We start from the raw sequence: 24,239 nt of genomic DNA, 5'->3' as shown, positions 1-24,239 counted from the left end.
TGGGTTCGTGGGGGGCGGTTGGGTTGTGGGACGAGAAGCAAATCCCCCGGCGCCTATGCATACGTCGCTTCGCTTCAATCGCGCAGGCGCCCGCCCCCTCTACAAAGTGGGCTGATTGTCTGCGGGTTCTGTTGTTCGAAGTACGCCGGAGACCGCGACGGTACGCGATGGGCAAGCGGCAAGCGAAAATTTAATCACAAGCCAGTAGCCGACAGCGTTACCGCAGCAGCCCGACGTACCCACCACCCACTACGCAAGCATTCCCCCCTTTGAAAAAGGGGGGCCAGGGGGGATTTGCTTTTGCTTTGCTTTTACCCGCAAAGCAACCAACCCCTCACCCCTCCAACAACGCCTTGATCGCCGCAAACCCCGCCGTGGCGCGCTCATGCTTGCGCGCCGCATCGGCCACCGGGTCGGCGCCGTCGCGCTGCAGCTCCTCGGCCGGCAGTTCGTCGATGAAGCGGCTCGGCTTGAGCCGGATGCGCTCGCCCCAGCGCTGGGTTTCGCGCGCATGCGACAGGTACAGCGCTTCCTTCGCGCGGGTGATGCCCACATACATCAGGCGCCGTTCCTCGTCGAGGTGGCCCTCGTCCAGGCTGGCGTCGTGCGGCAGGTTGCCGTCTTCCACGCCGACGATGAACACGTAACGGAACTCCAGGCCCTTGGCCGCATGCAGGGTCATCAGCCGCACCTGATTGCCGGCGTCGCCCTTGTCGGCATGCGACAGCAAGGCCAGCTGCGCGGCCAGTTCGCCCGGGCCCGAGCCCTTGCCGCCGTCGAACCAACCCGACAATTCGGCGAGGTTTTCCTTGCGCCGCTGGAACGAAGCCTCGTCCTTGCACTGGGCGCGGATCGACGCCAGCAGGCCGCTGCGTTCGGCCAGCACGCCGACCAGTTCGGCCGGGCTGATCTTCTGCGCTTCGCTGCGCAGGAAACGCACGATCTGCACGAAGCCGTCGAGCGCATTGCCGGCGCGCGGGGTCAGTTGCTTGATCGCGTTGATCGATTCGGCCATGCGCGACATCGGCATCTGCGCGTGCTGCGCCATCTCGGCCAGCTTGGCCAGGGTGGTCGCGCCGATCTCGCGCTTGGGCGAGGTGACCGCGCGCAGGAACGCCGCGTCGTCGTCGGGGTTGGCGATCAGGCGCAGCCACGACAGCGCGTCCTTGACCTCATGCCGTTCCAGGAACGCGGTACCGCCGCTGAGGTGATACGGCACGCGCAGCAACTGCAGGGCTTTTTCCAGCGCGCGGCTTTGGTGGTTGCCGCGGAACAGGATGCAGAAGTCCAGCCACGGCGCTTCGTTTTTCTGCGCCAGGAATTGGATCTCGGCGGCGACCTTCTCCGCCTCGTGCGCGCTGTCGCGGCATTCCCACACCCGGATGCGCTCGCCGTCGGCCTGATCGCTCCACAGGGTCTTGGGATATTCGTGCGGGTTGTGGGCGATCAGCGCGTTGGCCGCGCGCAGTACCCGGTTGCTGCACCGGTAGTTCTGTTCGAGCTTGATGATTTCCAGGCTCGGATAGTCCTTGCCCAGTTGCAGAAGATTGTCCGGATTGGCGCCGCGCCAGGCGTAGATCGACTGATCGTCGTCGCCCACGCAGGTGAACAGGCCGCGCGGCCCAGCGATGCCCTTGAGCAGCCGGTACTGGGCGTCGTTGGTGTCCTGGCACTCGTCGACCAGCAGATAGCCGATGCGTTCGCGCCAGGCCAGTTGCACCTCGGTGTCGGCTTCCAGCAACTGCACCGGCAGGCGGATCAGGTCGTCGAAGTCGACCGCGTTGAAGGTGCTCAGACGCGCCTGGTACAACTGATACAGCACTGCCGCTTCCATCTCGCGCGGGCTGCGCGATTCGGCCAGCGCCTGTTCCGGCGACAAGCCGGCGTTCTTCGCCCGCGAGATCAGATTGCGCATGTCGTCGATCACGTCGGGCTTGGTGCCGGCCGGCAGCAGGTCCTTGATCTGGGCATTGCTGTCATCGCTGTCGAACACGCTGAAGCCGCGGCGCAGGCCCAGCTTGGCGTGTTCGAACTGCAGGAATTTCAGCCCCAGCGCATGGAAGGTGCAGATGGTCAGGCCTTCGGCGCCGTCGCCCTTGATCCGCTTGGCCACGCGCTCGCGCATTTCCTTGGCCGACTTGTTGGTGAAGGTGATCGCGGCGATGCGCTTGGCCGGCATCCGGCCGGAGGCGATCAGGTGGGCGATCTTCTCGACGATCACGCGGGTCTTGCCGCTGCCGGCGCCGGCCAGCACGAGCAAGGGGCCCTCGATGGCGAGAACGGCGGCGCGTTGGGGGGGATTGAGGCCGTGCATGAGGTCTACGTCGCCGACGGAAGGCCGGCCCGGCGCGGCAGTTTATATGACCACGGGGCCGGGCCGCGCCGCTGCGAGGTCGCCGCCGCAGGGACGAACCAGGCGAAATTCGCAACCGATGCGATTGGCGCCACAGGCACCGCGGCGTATGGTTGGCGGCATCGCAGCGACGGTCCGCGCGGACCGAGGGGACGTCATGAAACGCTTCGCCGCCATCGCCTTGGGCCTGTGCAGCTTGAGTCTGTGCAGTTTCGCTGTCCTCGCCGCCAACGACGCGCCGCCGCAGGCCGCCGCGGTCAGCGCCGACAGCGATCTGATGACCCGCGACGAATACGACAAGCGCAGCCGCGTCGCGCTGACCCATCCCAACGAGTTGTGGCGCCTGTACGGCAGCCGCGCAGCCGCGCGCGGCGACTGGGACGACGCGTTCCGGCATTTCCGCCGCGCCGCCGGTTTCGCCGACAAATATTCGCAGCACCGCCTGAGCCTGATGTACTGGCACGGCGTGGGCGCCCCGCGCGACCGCGCGCTGGCCTACGCCTGGGCCGACGTCGCCGCCGAGCGCCAGTACCCGCAGTTCCTGCTGCTGCGCGAGAAGATGTGGCTGGAGCTCGACGAAGCCGAGCGCGCCCGCGCGCTGCGCGAGGGCCAGGGAATCTACGACCGTTACGGCGATCAGGTCGCCAAGCCGCGCTTCGAACGCGCCATGGCCCAATCCAGGCGCCAGATCACCGGCAGCCGCGTGGGCGATGTCGGCAAGTTGCAGGTGTTCGCGCCCGGCCCGACCGGCTGGAACGATCCGGGCACGGTCGACCTCAACCAGATGTTGAACGAGTGGCGCTGGGACAGCGGCCGCTACTGGGCCGCCGAGGACGTGATCTGGCGCCACGGCAATGTCGAGGTCGGGCCGACCGAGGTCGCGCCGCGCAGTCAGTAACCCGGGGCGCGCCGGTCGCATCAAGCCGGCGAGGCCTTGCGCGGTCGAGGTATCGGCCACTGTCCGCCCATCCGCGACCGGGCGAAAACCGCGCCGATCGCCGCGTCAAGTCTGTAGCGCCGCGCCCGCGCGGCCTAAACTGACCGCATGGCCAAGCTCTACTTCTATTATTCGGCGATGAACGCCGGCAAGACCACGACCCTGCTGCAGTCGGCGCACAACTACCGCGAACGCGGCATGCGCGTGGCGATCCTGACCCCGCGCCTGGACCACCGCGCCGGCAGCGGCACGGTCGCCTCGCGGATCGGCCTGCGCGCCGACGGCATCGCCTTCGAGCATGACCAGGACCTGGAAGCGCTGATCCGCGCCGACATCGCCGCGCACGGCGCGCTGCATTGCGTGCTGGTCGACGAAGCGCAGTTCATGACCCGCTCGCAGGTCTGGCAGCTCAGCGAGATCGTCGACCAATTGCGCATCCCGGTGCTGTGCTACGGCCTGCGCACCGATTTCCGCGGCGAATTGTTCGAGGGCAGCCAGTACCTGCTGGCCTGGGCCGACGAGCTGACCGAGATCAAGACCATTTGCCATTCCGGCAAGAAAGCGACCATGACCGTGCGCGTGGACGAAGCCGGACGTGCGGTGCTCGACGGCCCGCAGGTCGAGATCGGCGGCAACGAGTCCTACATTTCGGTATCGCGCGCGGAGTACAAGAAGGTGATGCGCGGCGAGGGGACGATCGAGCCGTTGCAGCGGTCGTTGGCGCTGTCGGATTGAGAACCGCGACGTGAGGCTATGCTCGTCATTCCCCTGAGGTAAGACCCGCGACGCGGGACTTTTGCTCGTCATCCCGTTGAGGTTAGACCCGCGAAGCTTTTGCTCGTCATCCCCGCGAAGGCGGGGATCCAGGGCTTCACCGAGACAGAACTCTGAAGTCTCTGGATCCCCGCCTTCGCGGGGATGACGAGCAAGGAAGAACCGTGGTAGCCGTGAAGTCTTTCGCGGAAGAGACCTCTGCCCCTCCCACAATAGATCCCGCCGCAATCCCAATCGCGCGCCCCGCACTCACATCAACGCGGAACGGAAGAACTCGTCGAGCCGATCGGCATTGCCCTTCCCCGCCGCCAAGACCGGCGACGACGCCTGCATGCGCTCAAGCTCGGCCTTGAGGAAATCGCTGATCGCCGCGATCCGCGGCCCGGCCGCGACCTCGGCGCTTTGCCGCTTGCGCACCAGCAAGGCATCGACCGCCTCGCGCACCGGGCCATCGGGCAACAACCGCGCCAGCAGATCCTCGAACGCCATCGGCGGCGGCCCCTCGGCGCGCTCGATCCACTGGCAGGCCAGCACCGGCCGCAGCACGTACAGGTACTTCTTGGTACGAATCTCCTCGCCCTGTAGATGACCGCGGAAAGTTCCCTTGGCCATGCTCAGGTAGTGATGCCACGCCGCGACCGGCGAATAGAACTCTTCTGCCAAGGTCCGCAGCCCCGCGCTGAGCACGCCGTCCTCGCGGTACACGATCGGCGAGCGCAGCCATTCCGACAGGGTCGGATTGGATTTCGACAACAGCCGCAGGGCCTTGCGCAGGTCCCAGCCGCTGACATCCAGTTCACTGTCGATCGGCAGCTCGATCACGTCGCGCTGCGGCTCGTTGGGGCCGCAACGCTCGTTGACCGTCAGGTACCACGGCTGCTTATGGACATAGACGAAACGCGCGTCGTAATCGCTGTCGGGCGAGGAAAAGCCCCAGCCGCGGCTGCCCGATTCGCAGGCATAGACGATCCGCACCTCGTGATCGCGCTCGATCGCCGCCAGCGCGTCGAGCACGGCCCGGCGCTTGTCGTCGGCGATGGGGTGAATCTCGTGATGGCGGGACGGATCGGACATGAAGGCGACGCGCGTTCGGGGCGGGCCAGTGTAGCCGCGCATGGCGGCTTCATCGTCGCCTCACCCGGGCCGATCACGCTACGCCCGTGCTGTCGTATCGTTGACCACACCACCCACCGACCGATCCGCCCATGCCCACGATCCAGACCGAACGCCTGCTGCTGAGCGAACTGACCCCGGACGATGCCGGCTTCATCCTGCAACTGCTCAACGAACCGTCCTTCCTCGACAACATCGGCGACCGCGGCGTGCGCGATCTCGACGGCGCGGTGCGCTACATCCTCGACGGCCCGGTCAACAGTTACGCGCGCCACGGCCATGGCCTGCTGCGGGTGTCGCTGCGCGACAGCGGCGAATCGATCGGCATGTGCGGGCTGCTCAAGCGCGACACCCTGCCCGACGCCGACCTGGGTTACGCCTTTCTGCCGCGCCACTGGTCGCGCGGCTACGCGATCGAATCGGGCACGGCCGTGCTGCAACACGCGCGCGAGGTGCTGGCCCTGCCGCGGGTGCTCGGCATCGTCGACCCGGCCAATCAGCCGTCGATCAAGGTGCTCGAACGGCTCGGCCTGCGCTTCGAGCGCGAGCTGCGCATGGGCGAGGAAGACCTGCACGTGTTCACCACCGAAGCGGCCGCCTGAGTGCGCCCGATGGTCGCCATCGCGATGGCGCTGTCCCTGCTGTGCGCGGGCTGCGCCGCCGCGCAGGCGCCGGCCGCGCGCGACGGCGACCTGATCTTCCAGACCTCGCGCTCGGCGCAGAGCCTGGCGATCCAGCGCGCGACCGGTTCGCGTTACAGCCACATGGGCGTGATCGTGCATCAAGGCGGCAAGCCGTATGTGTTCGAAGCGATCGGGCCGACCGTCTACACCCCGCTGGCGCGCTGGATCGCGCGCGGCGAAGGCGGCCACTACGTGCTCAAGCGCCTGCGCACGCCACTGACCGCACCGCAGCAGGCGAAACTGCGCGCGCAGGCGAAGGCGTTGAGCGGCCGGCCTTACGATCTGACCTTCGAGTGGTCGGATCGCAAACTGTATTGCTCGGAAGTGGCGTGGAAGATGTATGACCGCGCGCTCGGGATCCGCATCGGTGAGTTGCAGCAGCTGCGCAGTTTCAAACTCGACGATCCCGCGGTGAAGGCCAAACTGCGCGAACGCTACGGCGCCCGCGTGCCGCTGGCCGAACCGGTGATCTCGCCGGTGGCGATGTTCGACTCGCCGTTGTTGACGACGGTTGTGTCGGACTGAGCGGCGGGCCATGGACTTCGCAGCAACGGCCATGCCTTTTGCCCGTCATCCCCGCGAAGGCGGGGATCCAGAGACTTCAGCGCAATGCCCCGAGCCGCTCGCGATGATCTCGCCATGCCAATCGAACAACATCGGCGCTGAAGCCCATTGCGCAAAGCACTTCGCAGTAACGGCGATGCCCTTTGCCCGCCATCCCCGCGAAAGCGGGGATCCAGAGACTTCAGCGCAATGTCGCAGGCCAATGCCAATGCCAATGGCATTGCCTACGCCGACCTGACCAAGCGGGGCGCTGAATGGACACGGCTCAAGCCTGCGCGCCCGCAAGGTTTATCTGCGCCAGACCAGACACCGGTTATTCGCCGGCATCGCCACATCCGCCACCAATCGCAGACCGATCCCCGCGGCCAGCCCATCCACCGCCTCGAAATCGCGCACCCCCGACACCGGATCGCGCGCCTTCAACCACCCATCGAATTCGCGATTGCTGTCGCTGCTGAACTGCCCGCCGTAATTGAACGGCCCGTACACCACGACCGTGGCGTCTTTGGCCAACACCGCGTCCAGGCCGGCGAACAAGGCCTCGACCTGCGGCCATCCCATGATGTGCAGGGTATTGGCGCTGAATACCGCATCGAAACCGACCGCGCCGTCGTCGCCCGCACCCGGCAACACCGGCTGCGGCGAGAATCCGGCCCGTGGCGCCGTCACCGCCTGCAACTCGATCGCCGCCGGCGTATTCGGCAAGCGCGCTTCATCCAGCCACGCTCTGATGCCCGGCAAATACTGCGCGCCGTCCGAACACTGCCACACCAGCCACGGCATCGCCGCGGCGAAATGCACCGCGTGCTGACCGGTACCGCTGCCGATCTCGAGCACATGACGGCGATCGGCGAAGTGTTCGCGCAACACCACCAAGATCGGTTCGCGGTTGCGCTCGCAGGAAGGGGAATGCGGTTTCATGGCGATGACGGTGTCTCTCGATGGACTCAGGCCCGGCGCCATGGCGCGGGCCGGACGCCTACCTTAGCCCGCCCGCGCCGCCGCGAACGCCAAACCCGACACCACGCCCAGCGACGCGTCGCCGGCCACCTGCTTCGCCTGCGGGAAACAGCGGCGCACCGCTTCGCGCACGTACGGCGCGCGCGACATGCCGCCGGTCAGGAACACCGCCGCGGGCGGTTCGCCGATCTGCGCGCCGACCTCGGCCAGCAGTTCGGTCAGATAGCCCAGGAACGGATCGGCGGCGCGGGCCAGATCGTCGGCGCTGGAGGCCAGGGCCAGGCCGCGCTCGATGTAGTCGAGTTCGGCGCGGCTGTCCGAGGCGCTGCTCAATACGATCTTGGTCGATTCCACCGCCCGGCTCAGGCGCGTGGTGTTGCCGGTCTGCTGCAGCGCGATCAGACGCGGGCCGAACGGCGCGTCGACTTCGCGATAGGCGTCGCGGCGCTGGAAATCGCGCTGCCGGACCACGTCGTGCACGGTCGCGGCTTCGACGAAATGATGCGCGGGCACGCGGGTCGCGCCCTTGCCGAACAACGGCATGAACCGCGACAGGCTCAGCGACAGATCGACGTCGACGCCGCCGCGCGCGATGCCCCAGGAACCGAGCACCACAGGTGCCTGCGCGCCGCCGACTTCGGCCAGGGTGATGTCGGTGGTGCCGCCACCGATGTCGACCACCAAGGTGCGATGACGATGCGCGCTCTGCGCGTGATAGCCCAGCGCCGCGGCGACCGGTTCTTCGAGAAATTCGACCTCGTCGAAACCGGCACCGGCCGCAGCTTCGGTCAGGATCGCCAGCGCCTGGTCGCCGCCGGCCGCGCCGAGCGAGCTGCGGAACTGGACCGGCCGGCCGAGCACCGCCGAACGCACGTTGGCGCCGAGCTGCTGGCTCGCGCTCAGGCGGATGTGTTCGAGGATGTAGCCGGCGATGCCGACGATGGTCTGGCGCACATGCGGCGCGAGCTGATACCCCAGCATCGACTTGGGCGACTGCACCAAGTTGCCGAAGCCTTCGCTCAGGTAAGCCTCGACCGCGTCCTCGCCGTAGACCGCGTTCTGCAGGCTCGCCGCCGAGGCGCGCGCCTCGCGCACCTGCTGCTCCAGCCACTGCCGGCGCACCGCGCGGATGGCGTCGCGACGCAGGTCGGTTTCCGAACGCTGCGCCGGGGCCAGGATCAGCGCCAACGCGGCTTCGCGCTGATCGGCGGGCAGGCGCGCGGCTTGCTCGCGCCGCGCCTGGGCTTCGTTGAGCGCGCGAGTCTGGGCGCCGCGCGCGTTGCGTACCAGGCTATCGACTTCGGCCTCGAGCGCATCGGTCAGTTCGAACTGACTCGGGTCGGGCACGGCCTCGGGGAAATACACCGTGGTGCGGAACTGGCGTTCCTCGCCGAAGGCGACGGTGCGCACCGCGCCGTCGATCACCGCGGCGGCGGCGGAGTAGCTGGTGCCGAAATCGATGCCGATCTTCATGACGCTAGGGGGCTGGGTGCGGCGCGCAAGGATACTCGGTGTGGTGGCGCTGGACCTGAACTTTGGATTGGTTGCGGTCTACTCGAAGGGTGCGGGTCGGTATGGCGCACGTGCTCTTGCTCGTCATTCCCGCGAAGGCGGGCTCTGCTTTACTTCGGCGAAGCCGAATATCCAGGGCTTCACCCAGGCATGACTCTGAAGTCTCTGGATTCCCGCCTTCGCGGGAATGACGAGCAAAAACAAACTCGGCAAAGTTCTTCCAGAATCCCGAGTTCCAACCGCGCCAGCGCGACTAAACCTTCTCCAACCGCCGCCGCAACAGCGCCAGATCATCCTCGGACAAATCCCCTACCGGCAACGTCAGGAACTGCGCCTTGGAAGTGAACAGCATCCAGTAACCCGGCCGCTCCCAGACTTCGACCAGGCTAGCCCACGGGATCGACGCCGAGCCGACCCCGGATTCGATCGCCAGACCATCCTCGGCGAACACGAAGGTCGCCTCGGGCGCCGGCAGGTTGCGGAACTTGCCCACCGTATTGCGGTGGTGCACGCGCCACACCACCGCCAGCAACAGCGGCGGCAACAGCACGACGATGCTCAGCGCGCCCACCAGCCAGCCCCGATCCCCGCGCCACAGCAGGAACGCCACGAACACGAGCAAGGCCGACGCGGCGAGCCACAAGCCCTTCTCGGCGACGACCACCCGCCGCCATACGAAGGTGCGCACCGCGTCGCGCACCATCGCCTCGGTGTACACCACCCGGTGCCGCGTTTCCGATTCGCTCAACGTCCTGTCTCCTTCAGCATGAGTATCCCCGGCCGCGGGACCCGACCCGCGCGCACCGCCGCCGTATCGCCACCGATCCGGCACGGCACCGTCTCACACACTGAGATCGCCGTCGCGTACAACGAGACTCCGCCCCTGCCGTCGCCGCCATGTCCGCCCTGATCGATCCGTCCTCGCGCGATCTCGTCCCCTCGCCCGCCGCGGCCCGCGCGCTGGCCCGCAGCGACAGCGAGGAGGCCATCGACGCCCGCCACGGCGGCGCATTGGCCGAACGCCTGCAACGCCGCTATCGCGACCGCATCACCGGCAGTTTCACCATCCCCGGGCGCGAAGGCCGCTACGCGCCGTTGCCGGAGGACTTGCCCGAATCGCTCAAGGCCGCGCTGCGCGCGCGCGGCATCGACCGCCTCTACAGCCACCAGGCCGAAGCCTGGGACGCGACCCAAGCTGGCGAACACGTCGCCGTGGTCACCCCGACCGCCTCGGGCAAATCGCTGTGCTACACCTTGCCGGTGGTGGCCGCGGCGATGACCCGCGGCGCCAAGGCGCTGTACCTGTTTCCGACCAAGGCGCTGGCCCAGGATCAGGTCGCCGAATTGCTCGAGCTCAACCGCGCCGGCGACCTCGGAGTCAAGGCCTTCACCTTCGACGGCGACACCCCAGGCGACGCGCGCCAGGCGATCCGCCTGCACGGCGACATCGTCGTGTCCAATCCCGACATGCTGCATCAGGCGATCCTGCCGCATCACACCAAGTGGGCGCAGTTCTTCGAGAACCTGCGCTACATCGTGATCGACGAGATCCACACCTACCGCGGCGTGTTCGGCAGCCACGTCGCCGGGGTGCTGCGGCGGCTGCAGCGGATCTGCGCGTTCTACGGCGTCACCCCGCAATTCATCCTGTGCTCGGCGACGATCGGCAATCCCAAGGCCCATGCCGAAGCGCTGATCGAACAACCGGTGCGCGCGATCCTCGATTCGGGCGCGCCCACCGGCGACAAGCACGTGCTGCTGTGGAACCCGCCGGTGGTCAACGCCGACCTGGGCCTGCGCGCGTCGGCGCGCTCGCAGAGCAACCGGATCGCGCGCATCGCGATCAAGGCCGGGTTGAAGACGCTGATCTTCGCCCAGACCCGGCTGATGGTCGAAGTGCTGACCAAGTACCTCAAGGACGTGTTCGATCACGACCCGCGCAAACCCGCGCGCATCCGCGCCTACCGCGGCGGTTATCTGCCGAGCGAGCGCCGCGAGGCCGAACGCGCGATGCGCGACGGCCGCATCGACGGCATCGTCTCGACCTCGGCGCTGGAGCTCGGCGTGGACATCGGCAGTCTCGACGTGGTCGTGCTCAACGGCTACCCGGGCTCGGTCGCGGCCACCTGGCAGCGCTTCGGCCGCGCCGGACGGCGCCAGCAGCCTTCGCTTGGCATCATGGTCGCCAGTTCGCAACCGCTCGATCAGTACGTGGTGCGGCATCCGGACTTCTTCGCCGACGCCTCGCCCGAGCATGCGCGCATCGCGCCCGACCAGCCGCTGATCCTGTTCGATCACATCCGTTGCGCCGCATTCGAACTGCCGTTCCAGCATGGCGAGAACTTCGGCCCGATCGACCCGGAAGTGTTTCTCGAAGCATTGGCCGAAACCGGCGTGGTCCATCGCGAAGGCGAGCGCTGGGAATGGATCGCCGACAGCTACCCGGCCAATGCGGTCAGCCTGCGCTCGGTCGCCGACGGCAACTTCGTCGTAGTTGATCGCAGCGACGGGCGCCAGGTCATCATCGCCGAGGTCGATTACTCGGCCGCCGCGCTGACCCTGTACGAAGGCGCGATCCACATGATCCAGTCGGTGCCGTATCAGGTCGAACGGCTGGATTGGGACGGCCGCAAGGCCTACGTGACCCGCACCCACGTCGACTACTACACCGACTCGATCGACTACACCAAGCTCAAGGTGCTCGAACGTTTCGACGGCGGCGAGGCCGGCCGCGGCGACAGTCATCACGGCGAAGTGCATGTGGTCCGGCGCGTGGCCGGTTACAAGAAGATCCGTTACTACACCCACGAAAGCATAGGCTACGGGCCGGTCAATCTGCCCGATCAGGAATTGCATACGACCGCGGTGTGGTGGCAGTTGCCGCAGGGCGTGCTGCTGTCGCGCTTCGGCTCCAAGCACGATGCGCTGGACGGCTTCCTCGGCGCCGCGCATGCGTTGCACATCGTCGCCACGGTCGCGGTGATGGCCGATGCGCGCGACCTGCAGAAGTCGGTCGGCAACGGCGACGGCGCCTGGTTCGCGACCCAGGACGCGAACGGCCGCGGCCAGTTGCGCGGCGGCGAACACGAAGCGCCGCTCGGCGGCCCGGTGGCGATGCTGGAAGTGCAGCAGTTCGTGCCGACCGTGTACCTGTACGACAACTTCCCCGGCGGCGTGGGCTTGAGCGAGCCGTTGTGGCTGCGTCAGGCCGAACTGGTCGGACGCGCGCTGGAACTGGTCGAACGCTGCGACTGCCGCGCCGGCTGCCCGGCCTGCGTCGGCCCGGTGCTGGCCGCCGACGAAAACCGCGAACAGGCGACGCCGCGGTCGCTGGCCTTGCAGGTGCTGCGCTTGTTGAGCGGGCGCGACGATGACGGCGACCTCGCATGAGTCTGACGCTAGCCAAATTGCGTGCGTTGCAGCGGCAGGCTGGGCGCGCGGAGGCGGAAGTCGCGTCTGCGCCGGACGGAAAAGCGAATCTCCCCCGGCCCCTCTTTTCCAAAGAGGGGAGACCAGCGGGTGCGTCGGATGCGGAGTGTCGCAGCGAAGTCGCAGGTCGCGACATCGTTGCTCATACCTCGCCGAAAGAGGCTGCATCCCCCAGCCATCATGACGCAAGCACTCCCCTCTTTGGAAAAGAGGGGTTGGGGGAGATTCGCTCTTCGCCCTCATCCGTCGATGCAGCCTCACCCGAAGCGCATTCGCTTACGCCCACCGTCGCATCGCCCAGCCGCGACGCAAGCACCCCCCTCTTTGGAAAAGAGGGGTTGGGGGAGATTCGCTCTTCGCGCACCGACATCGACGCACTGCGCCGTCTGATCGCGTTGCGCGAACGCAAACCCACCGCCCCGACCACGCCGACCAACGCAGCGGCAGCGCCACAGCCCCCGCCGGCCCGCACATTCCCGCGACCGGTCCCCGGGCATTCGAGCAACGCGAATCTCTTACCCAACAGCAACCTGCGCGCCCTGCCCGCCGAGCGATCACTACCAGGCGAAGAAATCGCCCCCGGCCTGCACCTGATCCAGGCGCATCTGCCGCTGCCGGCGCCCGCGCGATCGCTGCCGCTGGCGTTCGCCAAGCGCCCCGACGACGCACTCGACCCGCGTCGCCTGCTGTTCTTCGACACCGAAACCACCGGCCTGGCCGGCGGCACCGGCACCCGCGCCTTCATGATCGGCGCCGCCGACTGGTATCACGACGCGCAACTCGGCGACGGCTTGCGCATCCGCCAGTTGATGATCTCCACCCTGTCGGCCGAACCGGCGATGCTGCGCGCGTTCGCCCAGTGGATCGAACCGGGCACGGTGCTGTCGAGCTACAACGGCCGCTGCTACGACACGCCGCTGTTGAACACGCGCTACCGGCTGGCGCGCATCGCCAATCCGCTGAGCGGCCTGGATCACGTCGACCTGCTGTTCCCGACCCGGCGGATGTACCGCGGCGTGTGGGAAAACTGCCGGCTGGCGACGATGGAGCGCGAATTGCTGCACATCGTGCGCGAGGACGACCTGCCCGGTTCGCAGGCGCCGGCGGCGTGGCTGCATTACCTGCGCGGAGGATCGTCGGCGTTGCTGCGGCGGGTCGCGGCGCATAACCATCAGGACGTGGTGACCTTGGCGCAGCTAATGCTCAAGTTGATCGAGGCTTACGACGAGCGCGCGTTGGCTTCGGTGTAGCGCTGGCACGAGTCGCGATCTCGTAATGGCGACGCGATCTGTCGCAACGTGGTCACGGCTCGCGCCGCTCCTACAGGGAGATACACACAATGCGAAGGTCGGGCGGCTACCTGTAGGAGCGGCGCAAGCCGCGACCGCGCCATGACGACCACGACGCCACCACCCGCAATGCAGACGTAATCACAATCGCCGACGACGACACCGACACCACACCGACGAATCGTCGACACCAACCTGATTGTGATTGCTCCGCACCACACCCGCGCATGAACACACCGCGCATCCCGCCAATTCGCGTCCATCGCCGTGTCGCATCGCCCCGTTACACTGCGCGCCCCGGCCTTCATGCGCCGCACACGCCGCCGCCCGCAGGCTCGCGGCACCGATCCGCCGAGCCGTCAGGAGCATCGCCATGTCCCCGAACACCGTCCTTCGCACCGCCCTTCCGATCGCCGCGCTGAGCCTCGCCCTGGCCGCGTGCGCGACGCCGATTCCGCCGACCAACGTCAGCCCGGCCAGCTGCAACGCCGAAGCCGCGCGCTGGGCGATCGGCCGCGCCCCCGACGAAGCCACGATCGAGCGCGCCCGCGCCGAAACCGGCAGCCGCTCGGTGCGCGTGCTCAAGCCCGGCATGGCCGCGACGATGGACTTCCAGCAGGACCGTCTGAACATCGACGTCAACGAACGCGGCGCGATCACCGGCCTGCGTTGCGGCTGATTTCCGCTCGTTCGAATGCATACGCGAACGCACCGATCCGAATCGGTGCGTTTCGCCCACGTATCGCCGCCGTTTGCATCAGCTCGTTGCGTATAACCCCGCACGCGCTGTGAACGAGGTCGCGGATCGCGCGATCGGGTTTTCGCGTTAACCCTGGACACAGCCACCCCCGTGCAGGCTCGCCCCATCGTGCCGCGCAGGCATTCCGCCATGCGCGGCGTCGCCCAGGAGATCGCCATGTCGAACCGGATCGGCCCGCTATTCCCGCTGCGCCTTCGTAACCTGCCCGCCGCCCGCATGCTGTCGGGCGCGGTACTGGCCGCGACCCTGCCCCTGGCGATGGCCGCCTGCGCCGGCCCACGCGCCGCCGACGAAATGTCCAGCTCGGCGCCCAGTTCCGACGACCAGGGCGCCGCGGTTAAACCCATTGCGGTGGGCGAACCGCATCCCATGCCCGCGCCGCGCACCTGCAACGCCGAAGCGGCCAAGGCCGCGCTGGTCGGCAAGACCGCCGACACCGCCACGGTCGAACGCGCGCGCACCCAGGCCGGCGGCCACACCGTGCGCGTGCTCAAGCCCGGCCAGGCGATCACCAAGGAATACATGGACGGTCGGGTCAACGTGCATGTCGACGCGAACAACGTGATCGTCGATGTGGGTTGCGGCTGAGCGGCGAGTACGAACGGCGACGCCGATCAATCCGCATTGATCGGCTTGTCCGACCACAGCATCGTGTAGCGCTCGCACTCCCGGTGCGAGTCGCTCCAGCAGGCGTGGACGCCGACGAAGGTTCGCGGCTTGTCGGCGGCCTCGCCATTACCGTAGCTGCTGTCGATCCGGAACGATTCGCCGCGCTTGAGCAGCCGGTCGTGAAACGAGATCACCACCTGCGGATCGTCCATCGCGTAGTCCGGACGCGGGCCGTGATGGGGCTGCGGATCGTTCGAGAACTCAAGCAGGTAATGCAGGAAGTACACGTCCCGGGTCGAACGGTTGCGCAGCATCAAGGTGAATGCGCCGGTGCCGGCGTCACGGGCTTGAACCTCCAGCGTCACCGCGGAGCTCAGGTCCTCGCGCGGCGTCATCGTCTGGCAGGCCGAAGACAGCAGCACCGCGGCCAAAAGCAGTCTTTTCATACGCACGATCCTTGAGCCGCCAAAGCCGGGGCCTAGCGTCCGGGGTCGGCGGCCAGCCCGCCATCGACACGCGAACCGCCGGCCTGCCCTAAACTGCACCGGCCGTCTGCAAGGATCATAGTCATGCGCCGCAACCTTTGGCTGATCGCCGCCGTCCTGATGATCGGCGTATGGGCCTGGACCCAGCAGCCGAGCCGCGCGCCGGCCAGCGTGTCGTCCCCGGATAGCGCGCAGCATGACCCGCGGACCGCGGCGATCGGTCGCGACGGACCGGCCGCTGCGCGCACGCACAGCGACGCCTACCCCGCCTTCCTGCCGCGCGAAGCCCACGACGTCCTGCGCCGCATCGCCGACGGCGGCCCGTTCGACCATCGCCAGGATGGCGGCACCTTCCAGAACCGCGAAAACCGCCTGCCGAAACAGCCGCGCGGTTACTACCGCGAGTACACGGTGGAGACGCCCGGCTCGGACGATCGCGGCGCGCGCCGCATCGTCACCGGCGGCGATCCGCCGCGCGAGTATTTCTACAGCGACGATCACTACCGCAGCTTCCGGCGTTTCGACGTCGCCGCCGAAGGAAAGTCGCGATGAGCGCCATCGATCCGCGCGAACTGCTGGCCGATCCGGCCCAGGCCGGCGCCTACTTCATCGATGCGCGCGACGCGCGCGCGCTGGCCGATGCCGCGACCGAACTGGAGTTCGCGCTGGCGCGGGTGGATTTCACCGGTTGCGCGGGCAAGGACGACGCGCTCGAACGCATCGCGCGCGCGCTGCGTTTTCCCGACTGGTTCGGCGGCAACTGGGATGCGCTCAACGACAGCGTCAACGACCTGTCGTGGTGGCCGGCGCCGGGTTATGTGCTGCTGATCGAACACGCCGGCCCGTGGCAGGCGCAACACAGCGACGATGCCGCGACCCTGATCGAAATCCTCAACGACGCCGCCCAGGACTGGGCGAAATCGCGCACCGCGTTCTGGGCGCTGCTGCCGCTGCCGCAGGCTGAGCTGGCGCAGATGGCGCCGTGATCGCGGTACTCGCCACGCGCGCGCTCAACCGGCGTGCTTGCGCGCCTGCTTGAGAAACCGCAACGCCGCGCTTTCCCACTGCAACTCGCTGCGCGCGCCGTCGGCGTAGCGCGACAGACGGCCTTCGCGCCAACCGCTGAACACCGCCGGATCGATATAGGCCTTGCGGCAGACGCTGGGCGTGTTGCGCAGCGCCTGCGCGACTTCGCCGATGACCGCGTTCTGCGCGAGCAGCAACGCGCGCTCACTCGGCTTACCGGTGCGCGACGGCTCCGGCAACGGCACGGCGGCCAGACGCCGGAACGCGGCCAGGGTGCCGCCCCAGGTGCGGAAATCCTTGGCGGTGAAGTCCGCGCCCATGGCCTCGTGCAGATAAGCGTTGACCGCGCCGGAATCCACCGGTTGCAGGCGGCCGTCGTCGTCGCGGTACTGAAACAGCGCCTGCCCGGGCAATTGCTGGCAACGACGCACCTGCTCGACCAGCTTGGCGTTGTCGAGTTCGACCTCCAGCGCCAGCCCGCCCTTGCCGCGGAAACGGAACCGCGCACGACCGCCGCGCAGGAAATCGACATGCCGATTGCGCAACGTAGTCAGCCCGAACGAGCGGTTGCTGCGCGCGTATTCGTGATTGCCCACGCGCAACAGGGTTTCGGCCATCACCGCGACCACGATCGCCAGCACCTTGTCGCGCGGGAATCCCGGCAGCTTGAGATCGCGCCGCACTTTGCGCCGCAACCCCGGCAAGGCGCGGCCGAAAGCGATCACGCGTTCGAACTTGCCTTCGTCGCGGGTCTGCCGCCATTGCGGGTGATAACGGTATTGCTTGCGTCCGCGCGCATCGCGGCCGGTCGCCTGCAGGTGGCCGCGCGCGTCGGTGCAGATCCACACTTCGGTGTAGGCCGGCGGGATCGCCAGCGCGCGGATGCGTTCGAGGGTTTTCGCCACGCTCACCGCCCGGCCGCGCGGATCGCGATAGGCGAAACCGCGACCGGCGCGACGCCGCGCGATCCCCGGCTCGCCATCGTTGACATACCGCAGGCCGGCCGCGCGCGCGGCGCGGCGGTTGGCGACCGCGGGCAACGCTCCTGACGATTTGGATTCGCTCATGGCCCAGCAATACGGGCCGCCGCGTCAAGGTCGCGACAAGGATGCGGATTGTTCGCCGCCGAACCCTAACGGTTCAGCGTGGCGCGTCGTCCTTCTTCTTGAAGTCGACCTTTTCGCCCTTGCTGTCGCTGTTCCACTTGGCCTCGGTCTTGCGCTCGCACCAGGCCGGCGGGGTTTCGCCCGGACGGGTCGGGCCGCTGGCGCATTCGGGCCGCGCATCGACCGCGGCGTTGGTGTCGCGGTACTCGACGCCGCCGCAGGCGCTCAGCGCCACGGCAAGGCCGACCACGGTGGGAACGATCAAAGCACGCATGAGGACTCTCCCTATCAGTACCCGCGACCTTGCCGGCCGCGCGCGGCGCCTACCTGTGCCATCGGTCAGGTGGGGACCGGCGCGGTTCAGGCCGCCGCTTCGGCTTCCACCGCCGCGGGCGCCGTCGCCGGCACGCGCGCGTAACGCCACGCGATCAGCAAACCGATGCACAGCAGGATCGCGGCGATGAACCACGCCGCGCCCGGCAGATGGATCGGCGAAGTCTTGCCGATGAAATAACCGAAGCTGCCGGCGAACAGCGCCGGACCGAGCACGCCGGCCAGCGAGATCAGGCTCATCAATGCGCCCTGAATTCGGCCTTGCTCGCTCGGACCGACCTGGCGAGTGACCAGCGCCTGGGTCGCCGGCGCGGCCATCGCCCACAGCGCGCTGATCGGCAGGCCGATCAGGAAGATCGTGCCGACATCGGCCAGCCCATAGATGACGAAGCCGACCACGCCGCAGGCCAGGCCGAGCAGCAAGGTGCGGCGTTCGCCGAGCTTGGCCACCACCCTCCCGATCAGGCCGACGTTGACGATGATGTTGCACACGCCCACCACCAGCAGCACCCAGCCGACTTCGCGCAGGCCCCAGTGGTACTGGTAGTCGGCGAACAGCACGAAGATGCTCGGATACACGTAATGCGCCATGTTGGCGATGAACACCACCGCGGCCAGGCCGAACACCTGCGGGTAGCGCTTGAGCAGCATCAGCGAGCCGAACGGATTGGCGTGGGCCCAGTCGAAGCGCGCGGTGCGCTTTTCCTTCGGCAGCGATTCGGGCAGCACGAACAACCCGTAGAAGAAGTTCAGCAGCGCCAATCCGGCGGCGAACCAGAACGGCAGACGCAGATCGACTTCGCCCAGGTAGGCGCCGATCAGCGGCCCGACCACGAAGCCCACGCCGAACGCCGCGCCGATCATGCCGAAGCTCTTGGCGCGCTGCTCGGGCGGGGTGATGTCGGCGATGTAAGCGTTGGCGGTGGTGAAGCTGGCCGCGGTGATGCCGGAGATGATCCGGCCGATCAGCAGCAGCGGCAGGGTGTCGACCACCGCCATCAGCACGAAGTCCAGGCCCAGACCCAGGCACGACAGCAGGATCACCGGACGCCGGCCGAAGCGGTCCGACAGGCTGCCCTGGATCGGCGAGAACACGAACTGGATCAGCGCGAACACGGTGCCGAACAGCCCGACCCAATAGGCCGCGCGCGCGGTGTCGCCGTCGACGAAGCGCTCGATCAGATGCGGCAGCACCGGAATGATCAGGCCGAACGACAGCACGTCGATCAGCACGGTGATGAAAATGAAGACGAGCGCAGCTCGACGCGCGCCCGGGGCGGGAGCGGAAGACGTGGTCATGGGGTAGGCGGCCGCCTGAGGGGATAACAGTCGGCGCAGTCTAGCGCGCGGTCGCGCAACCGGCAGGGACGATTGTCATGCGCAGATGGTTTCGCGCGTTACCAATTGTCTCGCGGGCCGGTGATTTTTCCATTGCGATCATCGACTTGGAAAAACCGCTGTGAGCGCGCGCGCTCACAAAACCGGGCCCGTGCCGGGATCGCAATTCCCGCGTCCGGGAGTGAATTGCCGCATCGCACAATTTGTGATTTATTCGGAGCACGCTCGGTTTCAAGGCCGTCGGTACGGGATCGTCTCCCTTGCCATTGGCGGATGCGCCCTGCGTGCGGGCCTCACGGCCTTGCGCTGAACGACACAGCGACATCGCGAAGACTTCGCATTGGGAACCCATCAGGAATTCGGCACTAGACCATCGGCACCCCACAACCCAATGCGTAGCGGTAGCGAGCTAGCGATCCACGGAACACCCACGGTCCCGGAGATGCGATGCAAGCCAAGCAACAAAGCCCCAGTCAACAGGGCCTCTACGACCCCCGCGACGAGCGGGACGCCTGCGGTTTCGGGCTGATCGCGCAACTCGACGATCGCCCCAGCCGCGCCCTGGTCGACCGCGCCCTGGAGGCGCTGTCGCGCATGACCCATCGCGGCGGCGTCGCCGCCGACGGGCTCAGCGGCGACGGGTGCGGCCTGCTGATTCGCCAGCCCGATGCGTTCTTGCGCCTGATCGCGCGCGAAGCCAACATCCGGCCCGGCCCGCATTTCGCCGCCGGCCTGGTGTTCCTGCCGCACGATCCCGAGCAGGCCACGATCGCCCGCGACACCCTCAACGAAACCCTGCGCGCCGAGGGCATGCGGGTGACCGGCTGGCGCGTGGTGCCGGTCAATCTCGACGCCTGCGGCGATCTGGCGCGCAAGACCATGCCGCGCATCGAACAGATCTTCGTCGACGCGGCCGCGCCGTTCGATCCGGCCGGCTTCCAGCGCTCCTTGTTCCTGGCGCGCCGCCGCGCCGAACAGCGCCTGCATTCGATTAAAGATTTCTACGTGGTCAGCCTGTCCTCGGCCAGCATCGGCTACAAGGGCATGGTGCTGCCGGATCGGCTGATGCAGTTGTACCCGGACCTGCAGCGCGCCGAACTGGCCGCGAGCGCGGTCGTGTTCCACCAGCGCTTCTCCACCAACACCACGCCGCGCTGGCCGCTGGCGCAGCCGTTCCGCCTGCTCGCCCACAACGGCGAGATCAACACCATCGCCGGCAACCGCGCCTGGGCGCAGGTGCGCGCGCACGCTTGGCGCACGCCGACCCTGGACCTGCGCGAGTTCGATCAAGTCGTCAGCACCGACGGCTCGGATTCGCAAAGCCTCGACAACATGCTCGAAGTGCTGCAGGCCGGCGGCATGGACCTGCTCAAGGCGATGCGCATCCTGATCCCGCCGGCGACCCAATCGCTGGAATACAAGGACGCCGACCTCGCCGCGTTCTACGAGTACTACGCGCTCAACACCGACCCGTGGGACGGCCCGGCCGGCATCGTCACCTGCGACGGCCGCTACGCCGCCTGCACCTTGGACCGCAACGGCCTGCGCCCGGCGCGCTGGCTGCGTTCGCGCGACCGCCACTTCCTGATCGCTTCGGAAGCCGGGGTGTGGGAACTGCCGGTCGAGGAGATCGAAGCCAAGGGCAAGCTCGGCCCGGGCGAGATGATCGCCGCCGACTTGTATCAAGGTGAATTGCTCGACTCCGACGCGATCGATCGCATCAACCGCGCGCGCGCGCCGTACAAGCGCTGGCTCAAGCAGGGCATGACTTACCTGCACAGCGAGCTGATCGATCCGAACCTCGCCGCCGAGCCGTTCGATCCGGAAACCCTCGCCGGTTTCCAGAAACTATTCCAACTGACCCGCGAAGAACGCGAACAAGTGCTGCGCCCGCTGGCCGAGATCGAACAGGAAGCCACCGGCTCGATGGGCGACGACGTGCCGATGGCGGTGCTGTCGCAACAGGTGCGTCCGCTGTACGACCACTTCCGCCAGGCCTTCGCCCAGGTCACCAACCCGCCGATGGATCCGTTGCGCGAGGACTGCGTGATGTCGCTGGCGACCCAGATCGGGCGCGAGGGCAACGTGTTCGTCGACGGGCCGAACAATGTCGGCCATATCCATCTCAACTCGCCGGTGCTCGCGCAACGCAAGCTGCGTCAGTTGCTGTCGATGGCGCCTTACGATCAGTCGCATCGTTATATCGACTTGAACTACACCGCCGAGGAAGGGCTCAAGGCCGCGATCGTGCGCCTGTGCCTGGAAGCCGAGGAAGCCACCCGCGACGGCATCGTGCTGCTGATCGTCACCGACCGGCGCCCGCGCCGCGACGCGCTGATGATGCATGCGCTGCTCGCGACCGGCGCGATCCATCAGCATCTGAGCAAGGTCGGCCTGCGCTGCGAGGCCAATCTCATCATCGAAACCGGCACCGCGCGCGATCCGCACCACTTCGCCTGCCTGATCGGTTTCGGCGCGACCGCGGTGTATCCGTACCTCGCCTATCAGACCCTGCACGACCTGGGCGCGCGCGGCATTCTGCGCACCAAGCACGGCGAGGTCGCACAGATCGGCCGCAGCTACCGGCGCGCGATCAAGAAGGGCCTGCTCAAGATCATTTCGAAGATGGGCATCGCGACCATCGGCAGTTATCGCGGCGCGCAGTTGTTCGAGATCATCGGCCTGGACAAGGAAGTTGTCGATCTGTGCTTCACCGGCGCGGCGTCGCGTATCAGCGGCGCGGGTTTCGAATTGTTGCAGGAAGACAACCAGACCCTGGCCGACATCGGCTGGGACGCGAACCGTCTGCCAGAAATCGGCGGCCTGCTCAAGTACACGCCGGGCGGCGAATACCATCTGTTCAATCCCGATGTGGTCACGCGCCTGCAACGCGCGGTCGGCAGCGGCGAATGGGAGGATTGGCAGCATTACGCCGAAGCGGTCAACGAACGCCCGACCGCGGCGCTGCGCGATCTGCTCGAACTCAACGCCGATCCGGCCAAGGCGATTCCGCTCGATCAGGTCGAGCCGATCGCCGACATCGTGCGCCGCTTCGACTCGGCGGCGATGAGCCTGGGCGCCTTGTCGCCCGAAGCGCACGAAGCGCTGGCTATAGCGATGAATCGCCTCGGCGGACGCTCGAATTCGGGCGAAGGCGGCGAAGATCCGGCGCGCTATCGCACCGACAAGGTGTCGAAGATCAAGCAGATCGCCTCGGGCCGGTTCGGCGTGACGCCGGAGTACTTGGTCAACGCCGAAGTGCTGCAGATCAAGATCGCCCAGGGCGCCAAGCCCGGCGAAGGCGGTCAGTTGCCCGGGCACAAGGTCAACGAACTGATCGCGCGCCTGCGTTATGCGATGCCCGGCATCGGCCTGATTTCGCCGCCTCCGCATCACGACATTTATTCGATCGAGGATCTGGCGCAGTTGATTCACGACCTGCGCCAGGTCAATCCACAGGCATTGATCTCGGTCAAGCTGGTGTCGCACGCGGGCGTGGGCACCATCGCCACTGGTGTCGCGAAAGCCGGCGCCGATCTCGTTACCGTGTCCGGCCATGACGGCGGCACCGGCGCGAGCCCGCTGTCGTCGATCCGTTACGCCGGCACGCCGTGGGAACTGGGCCTGGCCGAAGCGCGTCAGGCCTTGATCGCCAACGATCTGCGCGAGCGGGTGATTCTGCAGACCGACGGCGGCCTCAAGAGCGGCCTGGACGTGATCAAGGCCGCGCTGCTCGGCGCGGAGAGTTTCGGCTTCGGCACCGCGCCGATGATCGCGCTGGGCTGCAAGTACCTGCGCATCTGCCATCTCAACAACTGCGCGACCGGCGTGGCCACCCAGGATGCCGGCCTGCGCCGCGAGCATTTCACCGGCCTGCCCGAGCGCGTGGAGAATTTCTTCCGCCTGCTCGCCGAGGAAGTGCGGCATTGGCTGGCCTCGCTCGGTGTGCGCACGCTTGGCGAAATCGTCGGCCGCACCGATCTGCTCAAGCAAAGCGAGGGCGACAGCGCGCGTCAGCAGCGTCTGGATCTGTCGCCACTGCTGGCCGGTTCCGGCCTCGCCCACGGCGGCCATTGCGGCATGCCGGCGCCGGCGGCCGAGCCCGACGGTCTGTCGGCGCAGCTCGAAGCAGAACTGGCCGAGGCGATCGCGAACAAGGCCGGCGGCGACTACAGCTACAAGATCCGCAACACCGACCGCAGCATCGGCGCGCGCCTGTCCGGACGCATCGCGCGCGCGCACGGCGATCGCGGCATGAGCGATGCGCCGATCACCCTGCGCTTCAGCGGCACCGCCGGCCAGAGTTTCGGTGCGTTCCAGGCCGGCGGCTTGCAGTTCGAACTGTCGGGCGAAGCCAACGACTACGTCGGCAAGGGCATGGCGGGCGGCCGAATCGTGCTGCGTCCGCCGGCCGGCGCGCGCTATGTCGCCAACGAGACGCCGATCCTCGGCAACACCTGTCTGTACGGCGCCACCGGCGGCGAGCTGTACGCGGCCGGCCGCGCCGGCGAGCGCTTCGGCGTGCGCAACTCCGGCGCGACCGCGGTGGTCGAGGGCGCCGGCGATCACTGCTGCGAGTACATGACCGGCGGCGTGGTCGCGGTGCTGGGCCGGACCGGCCTGAATTTCGGCGCGGGCTTTACCGGCGGCATGGCGTATGTGCTCGATACCGAGCGCGATTTCGTCGATCGCTACAACCATGAGTTGATCGACATCCTGCGCATCTCGGCCGATGGCTTCGAGCATCACCGCTCGCATCTGCACGATCTGCTGGAGACGCATGTGGCCTTGACCGGCAGCGTGTGGGCGCGGCGGATCCTCGATGAGATGCGCGATTACCTGGGCAAGTTCTGGCTGGTGAAGCCCAAGGCGGCGAGTCTGGAGTCGTTGGCTGAGACGTTGAGGAGTGCGGCGTGATGGATACGGCGACGCGTCTTGGGGAAAAAGCGAATCCCCCCTGCCCCCCTT

At 67.5% G+C, this 24,239-nt stretch carries 20 protein-coding genes; 11 read left to right on the top strand and 9 right to left on the bottom strand.

Annotated features, from left to right (window positions below; translation table 11 throughout):
- Positions 1-334: 334 nt before the first annotated feature.
- A complete protein-coding gene (locus ASD86_RS11115; RefSeq protein WP_056110335.1) occupies positions 335-2,314 on the bottom strand; it encodes a UvrD-helicase domain-containing protein in 1,980 nt (659 codons plus the stop codon).
- Positions 2,315-2,510: 196 nt separating this feature from the next.
- On the opposite strand from ASD86_RS11115, the gene ASD86_RS11110 reads away from it, so the two are divergent.
- A complete protein-coding gene (locus ASD86_RS11110; RefSeq protein WP_056110333.1) occupies positions 2,511-3,251 on the top strand; it encodes a sel1 repeat family protein in 741 nt (246 codons plus the stop codon).
- A gap of 147 nt (positions 3,252-3,398) precedes the next feature.
- On the top strand, positions 3,399-4,025 hold the full coding sequence (locus ASD86_RS11105; protein WP_056110331.1) for a thymidine kinase: 627 nt from the start codon (positions 3,399-3,401) through the stop codon (positions 4,023-4,025).
- A 288-nt stretch (positions 4,026-4,313) separates the two neighbouring features.
- Here the strand turns inward: ASD86_RS11105 and ASD86_RS11100 are convergent, their stop codons facing one another.
- A complete protein-coding gene (locus tag ASD86_RS11100; RefSeq protein WP_056110713.1) occupies positions 4,314-5,138 on the bottom strand; it encodes a nucleotidyltransferase domain-containing protein in 825 nt (274 codons plus the stop codon).
- Positions 5,139-5,269: 131 nt separating this feature from the next.
- Between ASD86_RS11100 and ASD86_RS11095 the strand changes: the two genes are divergently transcribed.
- Positions 5,270-5,779 (top strand): GNAT family N-acetyltransferase, encoded by a 510-nt coding sequence (locus ASD86_RS11095; RefSeq protein ID WP_056110329.1) that lies wholly within the window; start codon positions 5,270-5,272, stop codon positions 5,777-5,779.
- 9 nt (positions 5,780-5,788) lie between these two features.
- Positions 5,789-6,385, top strand: coding sequence for a YiiX family permuted papain-like enzyme (locus ASD86_RS11090; RefSeq protein WP_056110327.1), 597 nt, complete (start codon positions 5,789-5,791; stop codon positions 6,383-6,385).
- 327 nt (positions 6,386-6,712) lie between these two features.
- On the opposite strand, the gene ASD86_RS11085 is transcribed toward ASD86_RS11090, so the two are convergent.
- From ASD86_RS11085 to ASD86_RS11075, 3 genes are all read right to left on the bottom strand, one after another.
- Entirely contained in the window at positions 6,713-7,387 is a 675-nt protein-coding gene (locus ASD86_RS11085) for a DUF938 domain-containing protein (RefSeq protein ID WP_056110325.1), read from the bottom strand.
- A 21-nt stretch (positions 7,388-7,408) separates the two neighbouring features.
- On the bottom strand, positions 7,409-8,857 hold the full coding sequence (locus tag ASD86_RS11080; protein ID WP_056110323.1) for an Hsp70 family protein: 1,449 nt from the start codon (positions 8,855-8,857) through the stop codon (positions 7,409-7,411).
- 292 nt (positions 8,858-9,149) lie between these two features.
- Positions 9,150-9,644, bottom strand: a complete 495-nt coding sequence (locus ASD86_RS11075) for a YcxB family protein (RefSeq protein WP_157476500.1) — start codon at positions 9,642-9,644, stop codon at positions 9,150-9,152.
- A 212-nt stretch (positions 9,645-9,856) separates the two neighbouring features.
- Here ASD86_RS11075 and ASD86_RS11070 point away from each other — a divergent pair, with 212 nt between their 5' ends.
- From ASD86_RS11070 to ASD86_RS11055, 4 genes are all read left to right on the top strand, one after another.
- On the top strand, positions 9,857-12,286 hold the full coding sequence (locus ASD86_RS11070) for a DEAD/DEAH box helicase (protein WP_235567737.1): 2,430 nt from the start codon (positions 9,857-9,859) through the stop codon (positions 12,284-12,286).
- A complete protein-coding gene (locus tag ASD86_RS11065) occupies positions 12,283-13,575 on the top strand; it encodes a ribonuclease H-like domain-containing protein (protein WP_082578259.1) in 1,293 nt (430 codons plus the stop codon). The genes ASD86_RS11070 and ASD86_RS11065 overlap by 4 nt, the downstream gene beginning before the upstream one ends.
- Positions 13,576-13,987: 412 nt before the next feature.
- On the top strand, positions 13,988-14,293 hold the full coding sequence (locus tag ASD86_RS11060) for an I78 family peptidase inhibitor (protein WP_056110317.1): 306 nt from the start codon (positions 13,988-13,990) through the stop codon (positions 14,291-14,293).
- Positions 14,294-14,530: 237 nt separating this feature from the next.
- Positions 14,531-14,962: an I78 family peptidase inhibitor gene (locus tag ASD86_RS11055; protein ID WP_162253654.1), complete on the top strand. Its 432-nt coding sequence runs from the start codon at positions 14,531-14,533 to the stop codon at positions 14,960-14,962.
- A gap of 26 nt (positions 14,963-14,988) precedes the next feature.
- On the opposite strand, the gene ASD86_RS11050 is transcribed toward ASD86_RS11055, so the two are convergent.
- Positions 14,989-15,429 carry a hypothetical protein gene (locus ASD86_RS11050; protein ID WP_157476496.1) on the bottom strand — a complete coding sequence of 147 codons (441 nt, stop codon included), beginning with the start codon at positions 15,427-15,429 and terminating at the stop codon, positions 14,989-14,991.
- A gap of 123 nt (positions 15,430-15,552) precedes the next feature.
- Between ASD86_RS11050 and ASD86_RS11045 the strand changes: the two genes are divergently transcribed.
- Together ASD86_RS11045 and ASD86_RS11040 are read left to right on the top strand one after the other, a co-directional pair.
- Positions 15,553-16,020 (top strand): ribonuclease domain-containing protein, encoded by a 468-nt coding sequence (locus ASD86_RS11045; protein WP_056110312.1) that lies wholly within the window; start codon positions 15,553-15,555, stop codon positions 16,018-16,020.
- Complete coding sequence (locus tag ASD86_RS11040; protein ID WP_056110309.1) at positions 16,017-16,454, top strand: barstar family protein; 438 nt, start codon at positions 16,017-16,019, stop codon at positions 16,452-16,454. The genes ASD86_RS11045 and ASD86_RS11040 overlap by 4 nt, the downstream gene beginning before the upstream one ends.
- Before the next feature lie 24 nt (positions 16,455-16,478).
- Here ASD86_RS11040 and ASD86_RS11035 read toward each other — a convergent pair whose 3' ends face one another.
- The 3 genes from ASD86_RS11035 to ASD86_RS11025 all read right to left on the bottom strand — a co-directional run bounded on the left by ASD86_RS11035 (position 16,479) and on the right by ASD86_RS11025 (position 19,232).
- Positions 16,479-17,561 (bottom strand): DNA topoisomerase IB, encoded by a 1,083-nt coding sequence (locus tag ASD86_RS11035; RefSeq protein WP_056110307.1) that lies wholly within the window; start codon positions 17,559-17,561, stop codon positions 16,479-16,481.
- Between the two features lie 73 nt (positions 17,562-17,634).
- The gene (locus ASD86_RS11030; protein WP_056110306.1) at positions 17,635-17,874 is read right to left on the bottom strand and encodes a hypothetical protein; all 240 of its coding nucleotides are present in this window, start codon (positions 17,872-17,874) and stop codon (positions 17,635-17,637) included.
- 86 nt (positions 17,875-17,960) lie between these two features.
- Positions 17,961-19,232 (bottom strand): TCR/Tet family MFS transporter, encoded by a 1,272-nt coding sequence (locus ASD86_RS11025; RefSeq protein ID WP_056110304.1) that lies wholly within the window; start codon positions 19,230-19,232, stop codon positions 17,961-17,963.
- 486 nt (positions 19,233-19,718) lie between these two features.
- Between ASD86_RS11025 and gltB the strand changes: the two genes are divergently transcribed.
- Positions 19,719-24,188, top strand: coding sequence for a glutamate synthase large subunit (gene gltB, locus ASD86_RS11020; RefSeq protein ID WP_056110302.1), 4,470 nt, complete (start codon positions 19,719-19,721; stop codon positions 24,186-24,188).
- Positions 24,189-24,239: the final 51 nt, after the last annotated feature.

Source organism: Lysobacter sp. Root690 (assembly GCF_001427785.1).
Taxonomy (GTDB): Bacteria; Pseudomonadota; Gammaproteobacteria; order Xanthomonadales; family Xanthomonadaceae; genus Lysobacter.
Note: the sequence above shows the minus strand (reverse complement) of the source record. Positions and strands in the feature narration are given on the sequence as shown.